Raw genomic sequence first — 16,751 nt, 5'->3', positions numbered from 1 at the left:
AAGTTATGGTAGAAGCAACAAATTACATCTATCTGGCATTATTAATAGGTCTTCAATATCTTGGCCTTCAGCACGAATCTTATCAAGTATCTATTGATTTTTCGAAAGAGGAAGGCTTTGAGCAAAGAGCACCAGTTGCATTTGGCTTTAAAAAGATTGAAAACAAAACAAATCAGTGGATGGTAATTTCACCAGATCAAAAACATAAAATTCCACTAACAATTGTTAAAAATAGTGTGACTGATTTTGAAGGTGGAAAAGCTAAAACGGTTAACTTTTCTGAGATTAATTTTGACAAATTAGATAAACAGAAAGACACCATATATAATAAGAAAAAAGTGGCCATTGCCACAATATTAAAAAATAATAAAAGCATCGAATTTAAAATCTTAGACAATAGTTTTTATGAGCAAATTACGATGACAATTACAGAATAAGACAATAAAGAATAGCTACATGTTAGAAATAAAAAATTTACACGCCAACATTGACGACAAGGAAATACTAAAAGGAATTAACTTAAGCGTTAAGGCTGGTGAAGTTCATGCCATTATGGGCCCAAATGGTTCAGGTAAAAGTACGTTATCAAGTGTAATTGCTGGTAAAGAAGATTATGAAGTAACTGAAGGACAGGTTATTTTAAACGGTGAAGATTTAGACGATATGGCTCCAGAAGATAGAGCACATAAAGGTATCTTTTTATCTTTTCAATACCCTATTGAAATTCCAGGAGTATCAGTTACCAACTTTATTAAAACCGCTATTAATGAAACTCGTAAGGCTAATGGTCTTAATGAACTTCCTGCAAAGGATATGCTCCAAAAAATTAAGAAAACTGCCGAATTACTTGAAATTGATAGAAAATTTTTATCTCGTTCATTAAATGAAGGTTTTTCTGGTGGAGAAAAAAAGAGAAATGAAATCTTTCAAATGGCGATGTTAGAACCAAAATTAGCCATTTTAGATGAAACTGATTCTGGTTTAGATATTGACGCTCTTAAGGTTGTTGCCAATGGTGTTAATAAATTAAAAAGTAAAGACAACGCAGTTATTTTAATTACGCATTACCAACGATTATTAGAATATATTGTTCCTGATTTTGTACATGTTTTACACGATGGTAAAATCGTAAAATCTGGAGGAAAAGAATTAGCTCTTGAGTTAGAAGAAAAAGGATACGACTGGTTGAAATAAAATGATCTTATGGATTTAAAAGAAAAATTAATTACTTCATTCTTAGTTTATGAAGATAAAATAAGTGCTGATGCGGATGGAAAAGTACAAGATATCCGTGCTGAGGCATTTAACCGTTTTGAAAAGCAAGGATTTCCTACAAAAAAAGACGAGGAATGGAAATACACCTCTTTAAAATCAGTTTTAAAACACGATTATAAGATTTTTCCAAAAATAGAATCTGCTATAGAATTTAAGAATGTAAAAAACTACTTTTTACATGAAATTGATTCTTATAAAATTGTTTTTGTAGACGGTGTTTATAGCTCATTTTTATCAGAGACTACTCATGATGGATTTGATATTTGTTTGCTTTCTGCTGCTCTTTCAAAACCAAAGTATAAAATGGTTATTGACCATTATTTTAATACTATTGCAAGAAAAGAAGACAGCATTACTTCTTTAAACACAGCCTTTTCTAAAGAAGGAGCTTATATCAATGTACCTAAGAATACTGTTGTACCAAAACCGGTTCAAATTATTCATTTTTCTACAGGAATCGAAACTGATGTTTTACTGCAACCCCGTAATTTAATAGTTGTTGGTGAAAATTCGCATGTGCAAATTGTAGAACGTCATCAAAGTTTGAATGAGAACGTTGTGTTGACCAACTCAGTTACCGAAATATTTGCAGGAAAAAGAGCTATCGTTGATTATTATAAAATACAAAATGATAGAAAAACAGCCTCTTTAATTGACAGTACCTATGTAAAACAATTACAACAAAGTGTTGCTTCTGTGAATACATTTTCTTTTGGAGGTAGCCTCACTCGAAATAATTTAGAGTTCTATCAAGAAGGGGAACATATTACTTCTAACTTGAACGGAATTACCATTATTGAAGACAAACAATTAGTTGACAATCACACACTTGTAAATCACAAATTTCCAAATTGTGAAAGTCACGAGTTGTATAAAGGCATTTACTTTGATAGCTCTACTGGGGTTTTTAATGGTAAAGTTATCGTTGATAAAGAAGCACAAAAAACCAATGCATTTCAGCAAAATGATAATATTCTTATTGACGACAAAGCATCAATAAATGCTAAACCGCAGTTAGAAATTTTTGCTGATGATGTAAAATGTTCACACGGATGTACCATCGGGCAATTGGATGAAGATTCTTTATTTTACTTGCGTTCTCGTGGTATTCCTAAAAAAGAAGCGAATGCTTTATTACTATACGCTTTCGCGAATGATGCCTTACAAAAAATTAAAATACCCGAATTAAAAACTAGAATTACCAGGATTATAGCTCAAAAACTTGACGTTAGTTTAGGTTTTGATGTTTAAAAAATCGGAGTAAAAAACTAAAAAACAGTCAACATTACTTGTTGACTGTTTTTTATTTAGCCTACTTTTTTTCTACTGAATACTTTTAATGATATCTCTTAAAAAAGCATTAAAATCAACAATATCTTCTCCATTTGTCAATCCCATTCGAACAATTACTAAGTCCTTAGAAGGAATTATAAAAACACGTTGTTTTTGAAAACCATTAGCAGAATACACCTCTTTTGAAACATCAGGATATTTACCTCCAGCATTTAACCAAAAATGACCACCATATTCACCATCTGATCCATTGGTAGGTGTTTTTACGTAATCTACCCATGAAGGATCAAATACTTGTTCACCATTCCAATTGCCTTTATGCAAGTAAAGCAGTCCGAATTTAGCCCAATCGCGTGTATTTGCCCATCCGTAAGAAGAACCAACGTAATTTCCGTCCATATCAGCCTCTACAAGCATGGAGTGCATACCTATTTTATCAATTAGGGCAGCATACCAAAAATCTAAATACTCTTGATGTGAATTAAATTGTTTTCTTAAAATTCCAGAAAGTAAATTGGTAGTTCCAGAAGAATAATTCCAAGTTTCATTAGGCTTTCCAATTAACTGTTTATCCTCTTGAATTTTAGGCATATTGTCAGTTAAAAATAGCATTTTTGTAACGTCAGAGATTTCTTTATAATTTTCTTCCCATTCCAATCCACTATTCATGTGTAATAGATCATTGATTGTTATTTCCGCTCTTTCGTCATCTTTCCAACTTTCTACAGGTGCTTTATCTTCAACGTTTAGCTTTCCTTGTTTTTGTAAAATGCCAAATAAGGTAGCCGTTATACTTTTGGTCATAGACCAGCCCGACAACTTAGAATTTTTATCAAACCCATTTGCATATTTCTCTGCAATTATCTGATCTTTGTACACTACTAAAACACTCCTCGTTTGCTTTAAATCATTATTGCTGAACATTCTATCAACAGCCGTTTGTAGCATACTATAATCAACTTTCTCCATTATTGAATCTTTCTGCTCTTGATCTCCAAAAGGAAAAGCTAATCCTGAATCTGATCTATTTCTCCTTGGTTTTAAGTAGGCTTCATTTTCATCTGCTCCTTTTGGAACCAACACAGCTCCTAACCCATCTCTATAAATTGCTTTTCGGGTTAGTAATCCGTAAACGGAAGCCGTAGCTGATTTCTCTTTTTCATTAATCTCATCAGCGGCACCATTTATTGGTGTAAAACTATTATCAATACTATCTGTAAATTCAAAACTTCTATCAGCCAAAAACACAGATGACGCCATGTTTTTTGCAGAATATCCAGCTATCATATTTAATCTTGGATAATTTGTATACACAACGTAAACAAGGGCTAAAACAGCTAATAATAGGATGTACTTTATTAATTTCTTCATTAAATGGTTTTTTCAATTCTCTACAAAAATAGAATTTAATTTGTTAGGTAAAAAAAATCATTTATCTTTGTTAACCATTTGGTTAAACCGTATAGTTAAATATGAAATTAAAAACAAAAGATAGTAACACGGAAACAGACATTTTAAATGCCGCAGAAGTTATTTTTCAACGCAAAGGTTTGGATGGAGCACGTATGCAAGAAATTGCCGATGAGGCCGGTATTAACAAAGCCTTATTACATTATTATTTTAGAAGTAAACAACTACTTTTTGAAACTGTTTTTCATAAGGCATTTTCATTAATTGCCCCACAAATTAAATCTATTTTAGACGACAATTCTTCCATTGAAGACAAGATTAAAAATTTTACACACAACTACATCTCTTTTATTTCTGAGCATCCATATTTACCCAATTTTATTTTTCAAGAACTCAACAGAAATACAGACTTCATTTCAAAGGTTCAGAAAACGATTGGATTTCCAACTATCGATAAGTTTAAAAAACAACTTGAAAGAGAGGTGAAAAAAGGAATTATTATACCCATAAAAGCAGAGCAGTTATTCATCAATATTTTAGCCTTGAACATCTTTCCCTTTTTAGCCAAACCATTAATCAAAAGTATTACAAATACCGACGAAAACACTTTTAATCACTTAATGGAAGAACGTAAAACGGAAGTCTCAAATTTTATTATCAATGCAATAAAACGGAAGTAATGAAAAACATAGCACTCATTTTACTTATACTATTCACTATTCCAATGTTAGCACAGGAAGAAATTTCTCTTGAAAAGTGTTATAATTTGGTGACTACGAATTATCCATTAGCAAAACAACATGAGTTATTGGCCAAACAAAACTCATTAGACATTGAAACCATTAAAACAGAAAAACTTCCTTCAATTGATTTAGCTGGACAAGCTACGTACCAATCTGACGTCATTGAATTCCCATTTTCAATTCCAAACATCACCGTTGAACCCTTAAACAAAGATCAATACAAAGCCTCGTTAAACGTAAATCAATTAATTTATGCAGGTGGTATTGTAAATGCTACCATAGACTTAAAAAAAGCAAATCTAAAAACCCAACAAAAAGAAGTAGCTGTCAGTTTATATTCCTTAAAAAATAAAATAAACCAAGTCTACTTTTCCATTATCCTCTTACAGGAAAAAACAGCATTACTCACCTCCAAAATAAAACAATTAGAAGCCAAATTAAAAGAAATAAAAGCAGGAATTAAATACGGAATTATATTGCCTGCCTCCGACCAAGTTCTTGAAGCTGAAATTTTAAAAATTGAACAACAGATGCTTGAAACTGATCTCAACCGGACTTCATTAATTGCTACTTTATCATCATTAATTGGTAAGGACCTGGATAACACTATCAAATTAGAAAAACCATCTTACAACTTGGATTTTAATTCAACTATTCAAAGACCAGAGTTAAATCTTTTTGAGCTTAGAAAAGAACAAATCAATAAAACAGAAGTACTTACCAAGAAACAAAAAGCCCCAAAATTAGTTGGCTTCGCTCAAGGCGGATATGGAAACCCAGGCTTAAACATGCTTGACAATTCTTTTCAATCGTATTATATCGTTGGACTAAAACTAAATTGGAATGTATTTGATTGGAATGCCAATAAAAAACAAAGACAATCCATAAAAATCAATAAAGATATAATTGACACTACTTCCGAAGTTTTTAAACTAAACACCACTATTGAATTGGAACAACAAAAATCAGAAATTGAAAAAATAACCACTTTTATAGCTACCGATCAAACTATTATTGAATTACGTAAAAAGGTTTTAGCAACAGCAGCGTCTCAATTAAAACAAGGCGTAATAACCTCGTCTGCCTATATAACCGAACTGACCAATTTATACGAGGCAGAAAATAACTTAAGTACACATCAAACATTATTGTTAATGTCAAAAGCGAATTATCAGGTTACAAAAGGTTTATAGACATAACAAATAAACATAAACAACTATAAAATGAAAATCATAAAGAAAATAACAGCCTTAAGTGTAATTATAGGTTTTTTAATTTCCTGTAATAAAAGTGATAAAGCAGATGGTTATGGAAATTTTGAGGCTACTGAAATAACCATATCAGCCGAAAATAATGGAAAGTTATTGCAATTTGACATAGAAGAAGGAGCTACACTAGAAAAAGACCAATTTATAGGTTATGTAGACACCTTAGCTTTGTATTTAAAAAAAGAACAGCTTCGCGTTTCTAAAATGGTAATTGGTTCAAAATCTAAAGGTGTATTGTCTCAAATAAATGTATTAAATGCACAACTAAAAACGGCGACTACCAATAAAAATCGTGTAGAGAATTTAATCAATGAGAATGCCGGAACACAAAAGCAACTGGACGATGTATTGGGTGAAATTGATGTTATTAAAAATAGAATTAGGAGTGTAGAAATTCAAAATGCCCCTGTGGTAAACGAATTAAAAAGTACCGATATTCAAATTCAACAAATTCAAGATCTAATTGCTAAGAGTAAAATAATCAATCCCATAAAAGGAACGGTTTTAACGAAATACGCAGAACCAAATGAAATTACAACTTTTGGAAAACCACTTTACAAAATAGCAAATTTACAAACCATGCAATTACGTGTTTATGTAAGTGAAACGCAATTGCCAACACTAAAAATAGGTCAAAAAGTAACTGTAAAAATTGACGGTGAAGACACTATGAAATCTTATGATGGCATAATTAGCTGGATTGCCTCTGAAGCCGAATTTACACCAAAAATTATCCAAACTAAAGAAGAACGCGTGGCACTGGTATATGCGGTAAAAGTTGATGTATCAAATGATGGTAGTTTAAAAATTGGTATGCCCGCAGAGATGTGGGTACAATAGCCCACTTTATTAACACATAACCTCAAAAATTAAAATTTAACAAATAGAAATGAAAAAAGTCGCCGCAATACTCGCTCTATTTATTGGCTTAATGTCCATTTTCGCAGGATCTAAAGTCCTATTAGGTATTGACACCAAACCCTATACTATTCTCATCTGGTTGGTGATTTATAATATAGTATTAGGTGTGATCTCAGTTTTAACTTCCTTATTGATTTGGCGACAAAAGCCATCCGCTAAAACGATGATCCTTTATATCTTATTAATACATACGCTTATGCTACTATTTCTCTACTTTATTATTGACACTGTATCTTCAGAAAGTATTAAAGCAATGATTTTTAGAGTAAGTGTTTGGACTTTAATTTTTGTACTCACCACTTACCCTAGTAAGCGTAAAAAGCTGAACGCCAATAAACCTGCCCCTCATGAGCATTAATCTCGAACATATCAGTAAAAGTTATGGAAAAGTTGAAGCCCTAAAAGACATCTCTTTTAAAGTGCATCCAGGCGAATTATTTGGGTTAATTGGACCAGATGGTGCTGGTAAAACAACCTTATTTAGAATTTTGACAACACTTTTAATTGCTGATGAAGGCAAAGCCAATGTTACCGATTTTGATGTTGTAAAAGACTATAAAAGCATTAGAAAAAGTGTGGGCTACATGCCTGGAAAATTTTCTTTATACCAAGATTTAACTGTTGAAGAAAACCTTACGTTTTTTGCAACTATTTTTGGAACAACCATTGAAGAGAACTACGAATTAATCAAAGAAATTTACGTTCAAATTGAACCCTTTAAAAAACGAAGGGCTGGCAAACTTTCTGGGGGTATGAAGCAAAAACTGGCATTATGCTGTGCTCTAATTCACAAACCGAAAGTATTGTTTTTAGATGAGCCTACCACTGGTGTTGACCCCGTTTCTCGAAAAGAATTTTGGGAAATGCTAAAACGGTTACAACAAAAGGGAATCACCATTCTGGTTTCTACACCTTATATGGATGAAGCGGCACTTTGCGATAGAATTGCATTGATTCAAGATGGTGAAATTTTAGAAATTGACACACCCATTAATATCGTTAAACATTATCCTAAAGCAATCTATAACATAGGGTCAAAAGACATGTATGAACTACTTCAAAAACTAAAAGGATTTGAAAACACCTATACCATGTATCCGTTTGGAGAATTTGTTCATTATACAGATAAAAGAGATGATTTTAACCCGAATGAATTACAGCAATATCTTGAAGAAAACGGATTAAAAGAGATAACCATAGAAAAAACGAAAGCCACCATAGAAGATACTTTTATGGAACTAGCAAAATGATGCAAGAAAATAACGTCATACAAGTAAAAGAATTGACAAAAAAATTTGGAGATTTCACCGCCGTAAATGCCATAACATTTGACGTAAAAAAAGGTGAAATATTTGGGTTTCTAGGAGCAAATGGTGCGGGTAAAACCACCGCAATGAAAATGCTAATTGGTATTTCAAACCCTACTTCTGGAGAAGCAAACGTCGCCGATTTTAACGTTTTTACGAATGCAGAAGATGTTAAAAAAAATATTGGCTATATGAGTCAAAAATTTGCCTTGTACGACGATTTAACCGTTAAAGAAAACATCACTTTTTTTGGTGGTATTTATGGTTTATCTAGAAAAAGGATCAAAGAAAAATCAAATGCATTAATTAAAGAATTAGGTTTAGAAAAAATTGCCAATCATTTAGTAGGTTCCCTACCCTTAGGCTGGAAACAAAAAATAGCTTTTTCAGTCGCCTTATTACACGAACCAAAAATTGTGTTTTTAGACGAACCAACAGGAGGTGTAGATCCTATTACCAGAAGGCAATTTTGGGAAATGATTTATAAAGCATCCCATGAAGGCACCACTATTTTTGTAACTACACATTATATGGATGAGGCTGAATATTGCGATAGAGTATCCATTATGGTTAATGGTAAAATAGAAGCGTTAGACACTCCAAAAAGACTAAAAGAACAATTTAATTCAAAAAGCATGAATGATGTGTTTTTAAAATTAGCTAGAGGATGAAAAGATTTATAGGCTTTATAAAAAAAGAATTCTACCATATCTTTAGAGATAAGCGTTCGTTATTCATCCTTTTCGGCATGCCTATTGCTCAAATATTGCTATTCGGGTTTGCTATCACAAATGAAATTAACAATGTTGATATCGCTATTTTAGACCACTCAAAAGATGTAACAACAAAAGAAATCATCCATAAAATTTCTGCTTCAAATTATTTTAGTATCCATCAATTTCTTGAAAAAGAATCAGATATTGAATCCGTTTTTAAAAAAGGTAAAGTTAAAGCAGTATTAAATTTCGAAAAAGATTTCAGTAAGAATCTAATTAAAAATAACCATTCAACCATTCAAGTTATTACTGATGCTACGGACCCCAACACCGCCAATACAATTAGTAATTATGTAAATGCCATTCTTCAAAGTTACCTAAAAGAACAGAACAATAATAGTACAATGGCTTATCAAATTACACCTCAAACACACATGGTCTATAATCCAGAATTAAAAAGTGTGTACATGTTTGTACCTGGTGTAATGACTATTATTTTGATGTTAGTTTCGGCCATGATGACTTCCATTTCTATAACACGCGAAAAAGAATTAGGAACGATGGAAATTCTATTAGTTTCTCCATTAAAACCTTTTCAAGTAATTATTGGCAAAGTGTTCCCCTATATTTTTCTCTCCATTATAAATGCTGTTATCATTATCGTATTAAGTATTTTCATTTTTAAAATGCCAGTTCAAGGTAGTTTGTTTTTATTAGGAGTAGAAAGTGTCATCTTTATTATAACATCACTAGCATTAGGCATATTAATTTCAACCATTTCTGCAACACAACAAACCGCAATGATGATTTCTTTAATGGGATTGATGCTACCCGTTATTTTATTATCTGGTTTTATTTTTCCGGTTTCAAGTATGCCGGTACCGTTACAGGTAATCAGTAATATTATTCCCGCAAAATGGTTTATTATTATTATAAAAGGAATTATGCTAAAAGGCGTAGGATTGCAATTTATTTGGAAAGAAACGTTGATTTTATTAGGAATGACAGTGTTTTTTATTGGCTTGAGTATCAAAAAATATAAAATTAGACTGGAATAATGAAGCGATTAGGTTATATCATACAAAAAGAATTCAAACAGATTTTTAGAAACAAGTCTATGTTGCCTATTATTTTTGTTATGCCATTAATTCAACTGCTAATATTAGCCAACGCAGCTACTTTTGATGTAAAAAACATCAAATTCGGATATATTGATTACGATCACAGTTCAACATCACGAGCCTTAATTGAAAAATTTCATGCTTCTACCTATTTTAATGTGGTTGCCAATTATCCATCACAAAAATTAGCAAATGAGTCCATGCAAAAAGGTAATGTTGATGTGCTATTAGAAATTCCCTCCTATTTTGAACGCGATTTACAAAACGAAAAATTCAATAATTTAGGTGTCACCATAAATGCCATTGATGGAGCGGCCGCTGGTGTAGAAAATGTATATGTAACTCAAATCATTCAAAGTTTCAATAAGAAGCTTATGATCGATTTAATGCAAGCATCTGATCAGTCTCAAGTGCAACCCGTCAATATTACGACCATACCTTCTTTTTGGTATAACAAAACCTTGAATTACAAAACCTTTATGGTTCCTGGTATTTTAGTGCTTTTGGTTACTATGATTACACTTTTTCTTTCGGGAATGAATATTGTTCGAGAAAAAGAAATTGGCACATTAGAGCAAATTAATGTCACACCCATAAAAAAAAGCCAGTTTATTATTGGTAAACTTTTCCCTTTTTGGATTATAGGTTTGGCTTTGTTAACGGTTGGACTAATTATTTCAAAACTTGTATTTAATGTTCCTATGGTTGGTAGTTTGGCATTAATGTATTTTTACACTTCCATTTATATTTTAGTTGTTTTAGGGATTGGTTTATTCATTTCAAACTTTACAGATACACAACAACAAGCTATGTTTATTGCATGGTTTTTTATGGTCATTTTTATTTTAATGAGTGGCTTGTTTACGCCTATTGAAAGCATGCCAAAATGGGCACAATACCTTACGGAATTTAACCCTATAAAATACTTTGTAGAAGTAATGCGTATGGTAATGTTAAAAGGTTCTGGTTTTATAGATATTGTTCCACAACTCTCCAAAACACTTCTCTATGCCATTGTTATGAATGGGTTGGCGGTTTGGAGTTATAAAAAAACCAACTAATTTTTTCTTGAAAATTAACTGACCAAAGCAAATAAAAGCATTTTCTATTTTGTAGTTTTGTATTTAGAATCATTCTAAAAAAGACATATGTTTGATATTGAAAAAATAAGAGCGGATTTTCCTATTCTAAAACGAAAAGTTAACGGTTACCCGTTAGTATATTTAGACAATGCAGCTACGTCTCAAACACCTCAACTTGTAATTGATTCCATTGTAGATTATTATAGCAATTACAATGCTAACATCCACCGCGGGGTGCATACATTGAGCCAAGAAGCAACTGATGCTTACGAACAGGCTCGTCAGAAAATACGGCATCATTTTAATGCCGAACATGCCCATGAAATTATTTTTACTTCAGGTACAACACATGGCATTAATTTAGTAGCAAATGGATTTTCTTCAATTTTAAAAACAGGAGATGAGATTATTGTATCTGCGTTGGAACATCATTCCAATATTGTGCCTTGGCAAATGCTTTGCGAACGTACGGGAGCTGTTTTAAAAGTAATTCCCATGAATATGGAAGGGGAATTAATAATGGATGCCTACGACAATTTACTTTCAGAAAATACCAAATTAGTCTTTGTAAATCATATTTCTAATGCATTGGGTACCATAAACCCGATAAAAGAAATCATACAAAAAGCCCACGATGTGGGTGCGGCAGTTTTAATAGACGGAGCACAGGCAACCCCGCATATAAAAGCAGATTTACAAGCTTTAGATGTTGATTTCTATGTAGCTTCTGCCCATAAAATGTGTGGACCAACAGGTGCTGGTTTTTTATATGGAAAAGAAGACTGGCTAAATAAATTACCACCTTACCAAGGTGGTGGTGAAATGATTGCTGAAGTTTCTTTTGAAAAAACAACCTATGCGGGCTTACCTCATAAATTTGAAGCAGGTACACCCAACATTTGTGGTGGTATTGCTTTTGGTATAGCTATTGACTATATGAATGCTATTGGTTTTGACAATATTGCCAATTATGAAAATGAATTATTAAAATACGCCACCGATAAACTTTTAGAGATCGATGGACTAAAAATTTACGGCCCCGACGTTTCGGGAGCCAAAACTTCCGTTATTTCCTTTAATATTGAAGGAATTCATCCTTATGATATTGGCTCAATAGTCGATAAACTAGGTGTTGCTGTGCGTACGGGTCATCATTGTGCACAGCCTATTATGGATTTTTTCAAAATTCCAGGAACAGTACGTGCCTCTTTTGCTTTTTATAATACCAAAGAAGAAGTTGACACGCTGGTTGTTGCTGTGAAACGAGCTAAAGGGATGTTGAGTTAACTATTTCCTTCCAAAATCGGCAGGAATTTCACCCCAAGCTTTGGTTTCCCATTTTAAAATAGGTGTGGTATAGGTATTTTCTTTTAACCACTTTTCGGCACGTTTAATCATGTCGAATAAAGGTTTATTTTCGTCGGTAATTTGCAAATTGGTGCGGCATTGTCCTTTTTTAACCCAACTCATGGCGATTCTAGAGTCAGAGTAAATGGGTAAATTAATCTTTTTTTGTTTTAAATAGCCCAAACCGTGTACCAAAGCTAAAAATTCACCAATATTATTGGTGCCTTTTTCAAACGGGCCTTGAATAAATAATTGAGACTTTGAATTCGTTTCTACGCCTCTGTACTCCATTTTTCCAGGATTTCCACTACAAGCTGCATCAACTGAGATAGAGGGCACAATTGGCTTCCCAATTTGTTTTAATTCCGCTGCTGAGAGTATTACTTTTTTCGTATCCTTCCCTTTATAGTCTTCATAATTTCCTTTAATGGCTTTTTCTGCCGCCTCTTTAGAAGCAAAGGATTTATATTGAGCTCCTGCAAAACCATCAATTTGTTTTTTACACGTATTCCATGAGGTGAAAACGCCTGTTTTCTTTCCTTTCCACACTACGTAAAACTTCTTTTTAGCCATAACAAATAGGATTAAAATTAGAGTAAAAACACCCCTATAGTCCCCTCAAGGGGACAATCCAAAAATTATACTTTATCCTTTAGTGATAACTTCTTCAATTATTGTCGGAAAATGTTCATATTCTAATTGATGTACCTTTTTAGCAACATCTTCAAAAGTATCAGTTGCTTCGACTTTAACTTTCGCCTGAAAAATAATGGCACCTTCATCATAATTTTCATTTACAAAATGAATGGTTATTCCAGTTTCATCTTCTTTGTTTGCAACAACTGATTTATGTACATTATCTCCATACATTCCTTTCCCTCCATATTTGGGTAATAATGCGGGGTGAATATTTATGATTTTATTCGCGAAAGCTTCAATAATATTTTCAGGAATTTTCCATAAAAACCCAGCCAAAACGATATAGTCTGCTTCTGTTTTTAAAATATCTAAAACCTTATCTGATTTATAAAATGCATCTCGATCAAAACTAGCACTACTGACATTCAATCTTTTAGCCCTTTCCAAAACTTTGGCATCCTTCTTGTTTGACAGCACTTGTGTTATAGCAATAACATTACTTTTTTGAAAATACTTGATAATATTCTCGGCATTGGTTCCGGAGCCTGAGGCCAAAATAACAATTCTTTTCATTATTATTATGTAAATTTGTATCACAAAAAAAAGAATTATTATTAACAAATACCGAGGAATAATCTAAAAGTTAAACTATTTTTTTTAAATTAGTCCTCATATTTTATTGGCAAATGAGTTATTTAACTTAAAGTTTTATATTTTTGCCAATAATTAAATTAAAAAATTATAAAAATTATGTCAGACATTGCATCAAGAGTAAAGGCTATTATCGTTGACAAACTAGGCGTTGACGAGAATGAAGTAACTAATGAAGCTAACTTTACTAACGATTTAGGAGCAGATTCTTTAGATACTGTAGAGTTAATTATGGAATTTGAAAAAGAATTTGATATTCAAATCCCAGACGATCAAGCAGAAAATATCGGAACTGTAGGTCAAGCAATCAGCTATATAGAAGAAGCTAAAAAGTAATCTAAAGATACTTAAAACAGGAGATACAAGCAAATCATTTTAGTGGTTTGCTTGTATCTTTATCATCAATCAAAGAACCTTTCTTATTCATATGGAATTAAAACGAGTAGTTGTAACCGGACTAGGGGCTTTAACACCAATTGGTAATACCGTTGACGCTTACTGGAATAGTTTAGTAAACGGCGTTAGTGGTGCAGCACCTATTACCCATTTTGACGCAACCAAGTTTAAAACTCAGTTTGCATGTGAAATCAAAAATTTTAATCCTACTGACTTTTTTGACAGAAAGGAGGCACGTAAAATGGATAAGTTTACCCAGTATGCTATGGTAGCCTCTGACGAAGCTATTTTAGATTCAGGATTAGACTTAGAAACCTTAAACAAAGAACGCGTAGGCGTAATTTGGGGAGCAGGTATTGGAGGCCTCGAAACTTTTCAAAATGAAGTTTTAAATTTTGGAAGTGGAGATGGTACGCCAAGATTCAACCCTTTCTTTATCCCTAAAATGATTGCCGATATTGCCCCAGGTAATATCTCAATCAAATATGGATTTATGGGACCCAACTATACAACTGTTTCAGCTTGTGCATCTTCTGCAAATGCGATGTTCGATGCCTTGAATTACATCCGTTTAGGACATTGTGATGTAATTGTTACTGGTGGTAGTGAAGCTGCTGTAACTATGGCAGGAATGGGTGGTTTTAACGCCATGCACGCATTATCAACAAGAAATGATAGTCCAGAAACAGCTTCAAGACCTTTTGACGCCACTAGAGATGGCTTTGTATTAGGAGAAGGTGCTGGGGCAATTGTTTTGGAAGAATATGAATATGCAAAAGCAAGAGGAGCAAAAATTTACGCTGAACTTATTGGTGGAGGTTTATCTTCCGATGCTTATCATATGACAGCACCTCATCCGGAAGGAAGAGGCGTAATTGTTGTGATGAAAAATTGCTTGGAAAACTCAGGTTTAAAACCTGAAGACGTTGACGCTATTAACACACATGGTACTTCTACTCCATTGGGCGATGTAGCAGAACTTAAGGCTATAAAAGAAGTTTTTGGAGAACATGCTAAAAACATTAACATCAACTCAACCAAGTCCATGACTGGGCATTTATTGGGTGCTGCTGGTGCTATTGAAGCTATTTCCTCAATATTATCTATAAAGCATGGTATTGTTCCTCCAACAATCAATCATACTACTGTAGATGAAAATATTGACCCAAGCCTTAACTTAACACTTAACAAAGCTCAAAAAAGAGATGTTAAAGTGGTTATGAGTAATACCTTTGGATTTGGAGGACATAATGCATGTGTAGTTTTCAAGAAGCTAGACGCTTAAATAGAAAATGAGTTTTATTAGCAACATCTTAAAATCTCGCTCTGAACAGGACGAGAAGTTTTTGGCTACAATAAGAAAAATTCTAGGTTTTAGACCGAATGATCTGAAATACTATAGAAAAGCATTCACACACAGTTCTGTTAAAAAAAAGACGGAAAAAGGAATCCCTTTAAATTACGAAAGATTAGAATTTTTAGGAGATGCCATTTTAAGCTCAACAATAGCATTATACTTATTTAAAGAAATTCCTGCAGGTTCTGAAGGAGACCTTACTCAATTACGTTCTAAAATTGTAAGCCGTGAACACTTAAATGAAATTGGAAGAGACTTAGCCTTAATTAATTTAATTGACAGTAATGTACCCAAGAAGAATTTTGGAGACAATGTACATGGTAACATGTTTGAGTCATTAGTTGGGGCTGTTTATATTGATAAAGGGCATGAAGCTTGTCAAAAATTTATTAATAGAACCGTAATTGAACCATATGTTGATATTGAGCGGTTAGAAGGCAAAATTACCAGTTACAAAAGTGTACTTATAGAATGGTGTCAGAAAGTTAAAAAACATATTAATTATGAAGTTTATGAGGACACCGGAAATGATACTATTAAACACTTTAGTGTAAAGTTATTTGTAGACAATAAGATTTTAGCAAAAGGAAGAGCAACATCTAAGAAAAAAGCAGAAGAAATAGCATCTAAACGTGCATATTTTAGATTACAAGACGTAATTTCATTATAATTTACAATTCGTGTAGTTTACTACAAGGATTTCGTAAATATTTTCTCTTTTCTATAAAACAATCATTATTTTCGCATAAATTGTTTTGATTATGACTAAAGTACTATCATTAGGATTTGAATTTGAACATGATTACACCTTAATAGCAATTAATAGTACTTTAGAAGATTACAGACTTGCCTATTTACTGAATAGAGAATTTAATATCAGATTGAATTGTCAACCAGAAGGACTTTCATTTAAAGACAAAAACTGTACATTTACTTTTTTCGATTATGAATGTAGTTCTAGTTTCAGTTCATGGTCATTATTAGCCAATAAACTCATTTATACATCGGTGAGTATTAATGCAAATGATTTGTTTAAAGAAGAATCTAAAATAAATTATTTAATTAATGAAAAAAAAGAAATTGATTATTTTCTAAAAATTAATGGAGAAACTGAATTCGATGAATTTCAATTGATCAAAAAAATAAAAAGTATAAAAGGAGTAATAACTTCATTTAATGTTATTCCACAAACCTTAAAATCTAAAGATTATTTAATATTTTAATA

At 32.4% G+C, this 16,751-nt stretch carries 19 protein-coding genes; 16 read left to right on the top strand and 3 right to left on the bottom strand.

The genetic code is table 11. The annotated features are described in order from the left end of the window. Positions 1-5: 5 nt before the first annotated feature. Genes FF125_RS01280 through sufD form a run of 3 tightly spaced genes read left to right on the top strand, consistent with a single transcriptional unit; the run spans position 6 to position 2,526 of the window. Positions 6-437: a hypothetical protein gene (locus FF125_RS01280; protein ID WP_138948086.1), complete on the top strand. Its 432-nt coding sequence runs from the start codon at positions 6-8 to the stop codon at positions 435-437. A gap of 19 nt (positions 438-456) precedes the next feature. After that, on the top strand, positions 457-1,194 hold the full coding sequence (sufC, locus tag FF125_RS01275; RefSeq protein ID WP_138948085.1) for a Fe-S cluster assembly ATPase SufC: 738 nt from the start codon (positions 457-459) through the stop codon (positions 1,192-1,194). 9 nt (positions 1,195-1,203) lie between these two features. Next, positions 1,204-2,526, top strand: a complete 1,323-nt coding sequence (sufD, locus tag FF125_RS01270; protein ID WP_138948084.1) for a Fe-S cluster assembly protein SufD — start codon at positions 1,204-1,206, stop codon at positions 2,524-2,526. Between the two features lie 72 nt (positions 2,527-2,598). On the opposite strand, the gene FF125_RS01265 is transcribed toward sufD, so the two are convergent. Beyond that, the gene (locus tag FF125_RS01265) at positions 2,599-3,939 is read right to left on the bottom strand and encodes a serine hydrolase domain-containing protein (RefSeq protein WP_138948083.1); all 1,341 of its coding nucleotides are present in this window, start codon (positions 3,937-3,939) and stop codon (positions 2,599-2,601) included. Between the two features lie 101 nt (positions 3,940-4,040). Between FF125_RS01265 and FF125_RS01260 the strand changes: the two genes are divergently transcribed. From FF125_RS01260 to FF125_RS01220, 9 genes are all read left to right on the top strand, one after another. After that, positions 4,041-4,658 (top strand): TetR/AcrR family transcriptional regulator, encoded by a 618-nt coding sequence (locus FF125_RS01260; protein WP_138948082.1) that lies wholly within the window; start codon positions 4,041-4,043, stop codon positions 4,656-4,658. Further along, entirely contained in the window at positions 4,658-5,914 is a 1,257-nt protein-coding gene (locus FF125_RS01255) for a TolC family protein (protein ID WP_138948081.1), read from the top strand. Before FF125_RS01260 ends, FF125_RS01255 begins: the two co-directional genes overlap by 1 nt. A gap of 30 nt (positions 5,915-5,944) precedes the next feature. Next, the gene (locus FF125_RS01250; protein ID WP_138948080.1) at positions 5,945-6,829 is read left to right on the top strand and encodes an HlyD family secretion protein; all 885 of its coding nucleotides are present in this window, start codon (positions 5,945-5,947) and stop codon (positions 6,827-6,829) included. A gap of 49 nt (positions 6,830-6,878) precedes the next feature. Continuing rightward, positions 6,879-7,268: a hypothetical protein gene (locus tag FF125_RS01245; RefSeq protein WP_138948079.1), complete on the top strand. Its 390-nt coding sequence runs from the start codon at positions 6,879-6,881 to the stop codon at positions 7,266-7,268. Continuing rightward, positions 7,258-8,160: an ABC transporter ATP-binding protein gene (locus FF125_RS01240; protein ID WP_138948078.1), complete on the top strand. Its 903-nt coding sequence runs from the start codon at positions 7,258-7,260 to the stop codon at positions 8,158-8,160. The genes FF125_RS01245 and FF125_RS01240 overlap by 11 nt, the downstream gene beginning before the upstream one ends. Then, positions 8,160-8,888, top strand: coding sequence for an ABC transporter ATP-binding protein (locus FF125_RS01235; protein ID WP_138952353.1), 729 nt, complete (start codon positions 8,160-8,162; stop codon positions 8,886-8,888). Before FF125_RS01240 ends, FF125_RS01235 begins: the two co-directional genes overlap by 1 nt. Continuing rightward, complete coding sequence (locus tag FF125_RS01230; RefSeq protein ID WP_138948077.1) at positions 8,885-9,991, top strand: ABC transporter permease; 1,107 nt, start codon at positions 8,885-8,887, stop codon at positions 9,989-9,991. Before FF125_RS01235 ends, FF125_RS01230 begins: the two co-directional genes overlap by 4 nt. Further along, complete coding sequence (locus tag FF125_RS01225) at positions 9,991-11,115, top strand: ABC transporter permease (RefSeq protein ID WP_138948076.1); 1,125 nt, start codon at positions 9,991-9,993, stop codon at positions 11,113-11,115. Before FF125_RS01230 ends, FF125_RS01225 begins: the two co-directional genes overlap by 1 nt. A gap of 87 nt (positions 11,116-11,202) precedes the next feature. Next, positions 11,203-12,423 carry an aminotransferase class V-fold PLP-dependent enzyme gene (locus FF125_RS01220; protein ID WP_138948075.1) on the top strand — a complete coding sequence of 407 codons (1,221 nt, stop codon included), beginning with the start codon at positions 11,203-11,205 and terminating at the stop codon, positions 12,421-12,423. Here the strand turns inward: FF125_RS01220 and FF125_RS01215 are convergent, their stop codons facing one another. Together FF125_RS01215 and purN are read right to left on the bottom strand one after the other, a co-directional pair. After that, on the bottom strand, positions 12,424-13,056 hold the full coding sequence (locus FF125_RS01215; RefSeq protein WP_138948074.1) for a ribonuclease H1 domain-containing protein: 633 nt from the start codon (positions 13,054-13,056) through the stop codon (positions 12,424-12,426). A gap of 72 nt (positions 13,057-13,128) precedes the next feature. Then, positions 13,129-13,695 (bottom strand): phosphoribosylglycinamide formyltransferase, encoded by a 567-nt coding sequence (gene purN / locus FF125_RS01210; RefSeq protein WP_138948073.1) that lies wholly within the window; start codon positions 13,693-13,695, stop codon positions 13,129-13,131. A 177-nt stretch (positions 13,696-13,872) separates the two neighbouring features. On the opposite strand from purN, the gene FF125_RS01205 reads away from it, so the two are divergent. From FF125_RS01205 to FF125_RS01190, 4 genes are all read left to right on the top strand, one after another. Next, positions 13,873-14,109, top strand: a complete 237-nt coding sequence (locus FF125_RS01205; RefSeq protein ID WP_117883955.1) for an acyl carrier protein — start codon at positions 13,873-13,875, stop codon at positions 14,107-14,109. A gap of 91 nt (positions 14,110-14,200) precedes the next feature. Beyond that, the gene (gene fabF / locus FF125_RS01200) at positions 14,201-15,454 is read left to right on the top strand and encodes a beta-ketoacyl-ACP synthase II (RefSeq protein ID WP_138948072.1); all 1,254 of its coding nucleotides are present in this window, start codon (positions 14,201-14,203) and stop codon (positions 15,452-15,454) included. A 7-nt stretch (positions 15,455-15,461) separates the two neighbouring features. Continuing rightward, complete coding sequence (gene rnc, locus FF125_RS01195) at positions 15,462-16,196, top strand: ribonuclease III (protein ID WP_117883953.1); 735 nt, start codon at positions 15,462-15,464, stop codon at positions 16,194-16,196. A gap of 91 nt (positions 16,197-16,287) precedes the next feature. Beyond that, positions 16,288-16,749, top strand: coding sequence for an IPExxxVDY family protein (locus FF125_RS01190; protein WP_138948071.1), 462 nt, complete (start codon positions 16,288-16,290; stop codon positions 16,747-16,749). Positions 16,750-16,751: the final 2 nt, after the last annotated feature.

The sequence above is a fragment of the Aureibaculum algae genome, from assembly GCF_006065315.1.
In the GTDB taxonomy this organism is placed as follows: domain Bacteria; phylum Bacteroidota; class Bacteroidia; order Flavobacteriales; family Flavobacteriaceae; genus Aureibaculum; species Aureibaculum algae.
This window is presented reverse-complemented; position numbering and strand designations above follow the sequence as displayed.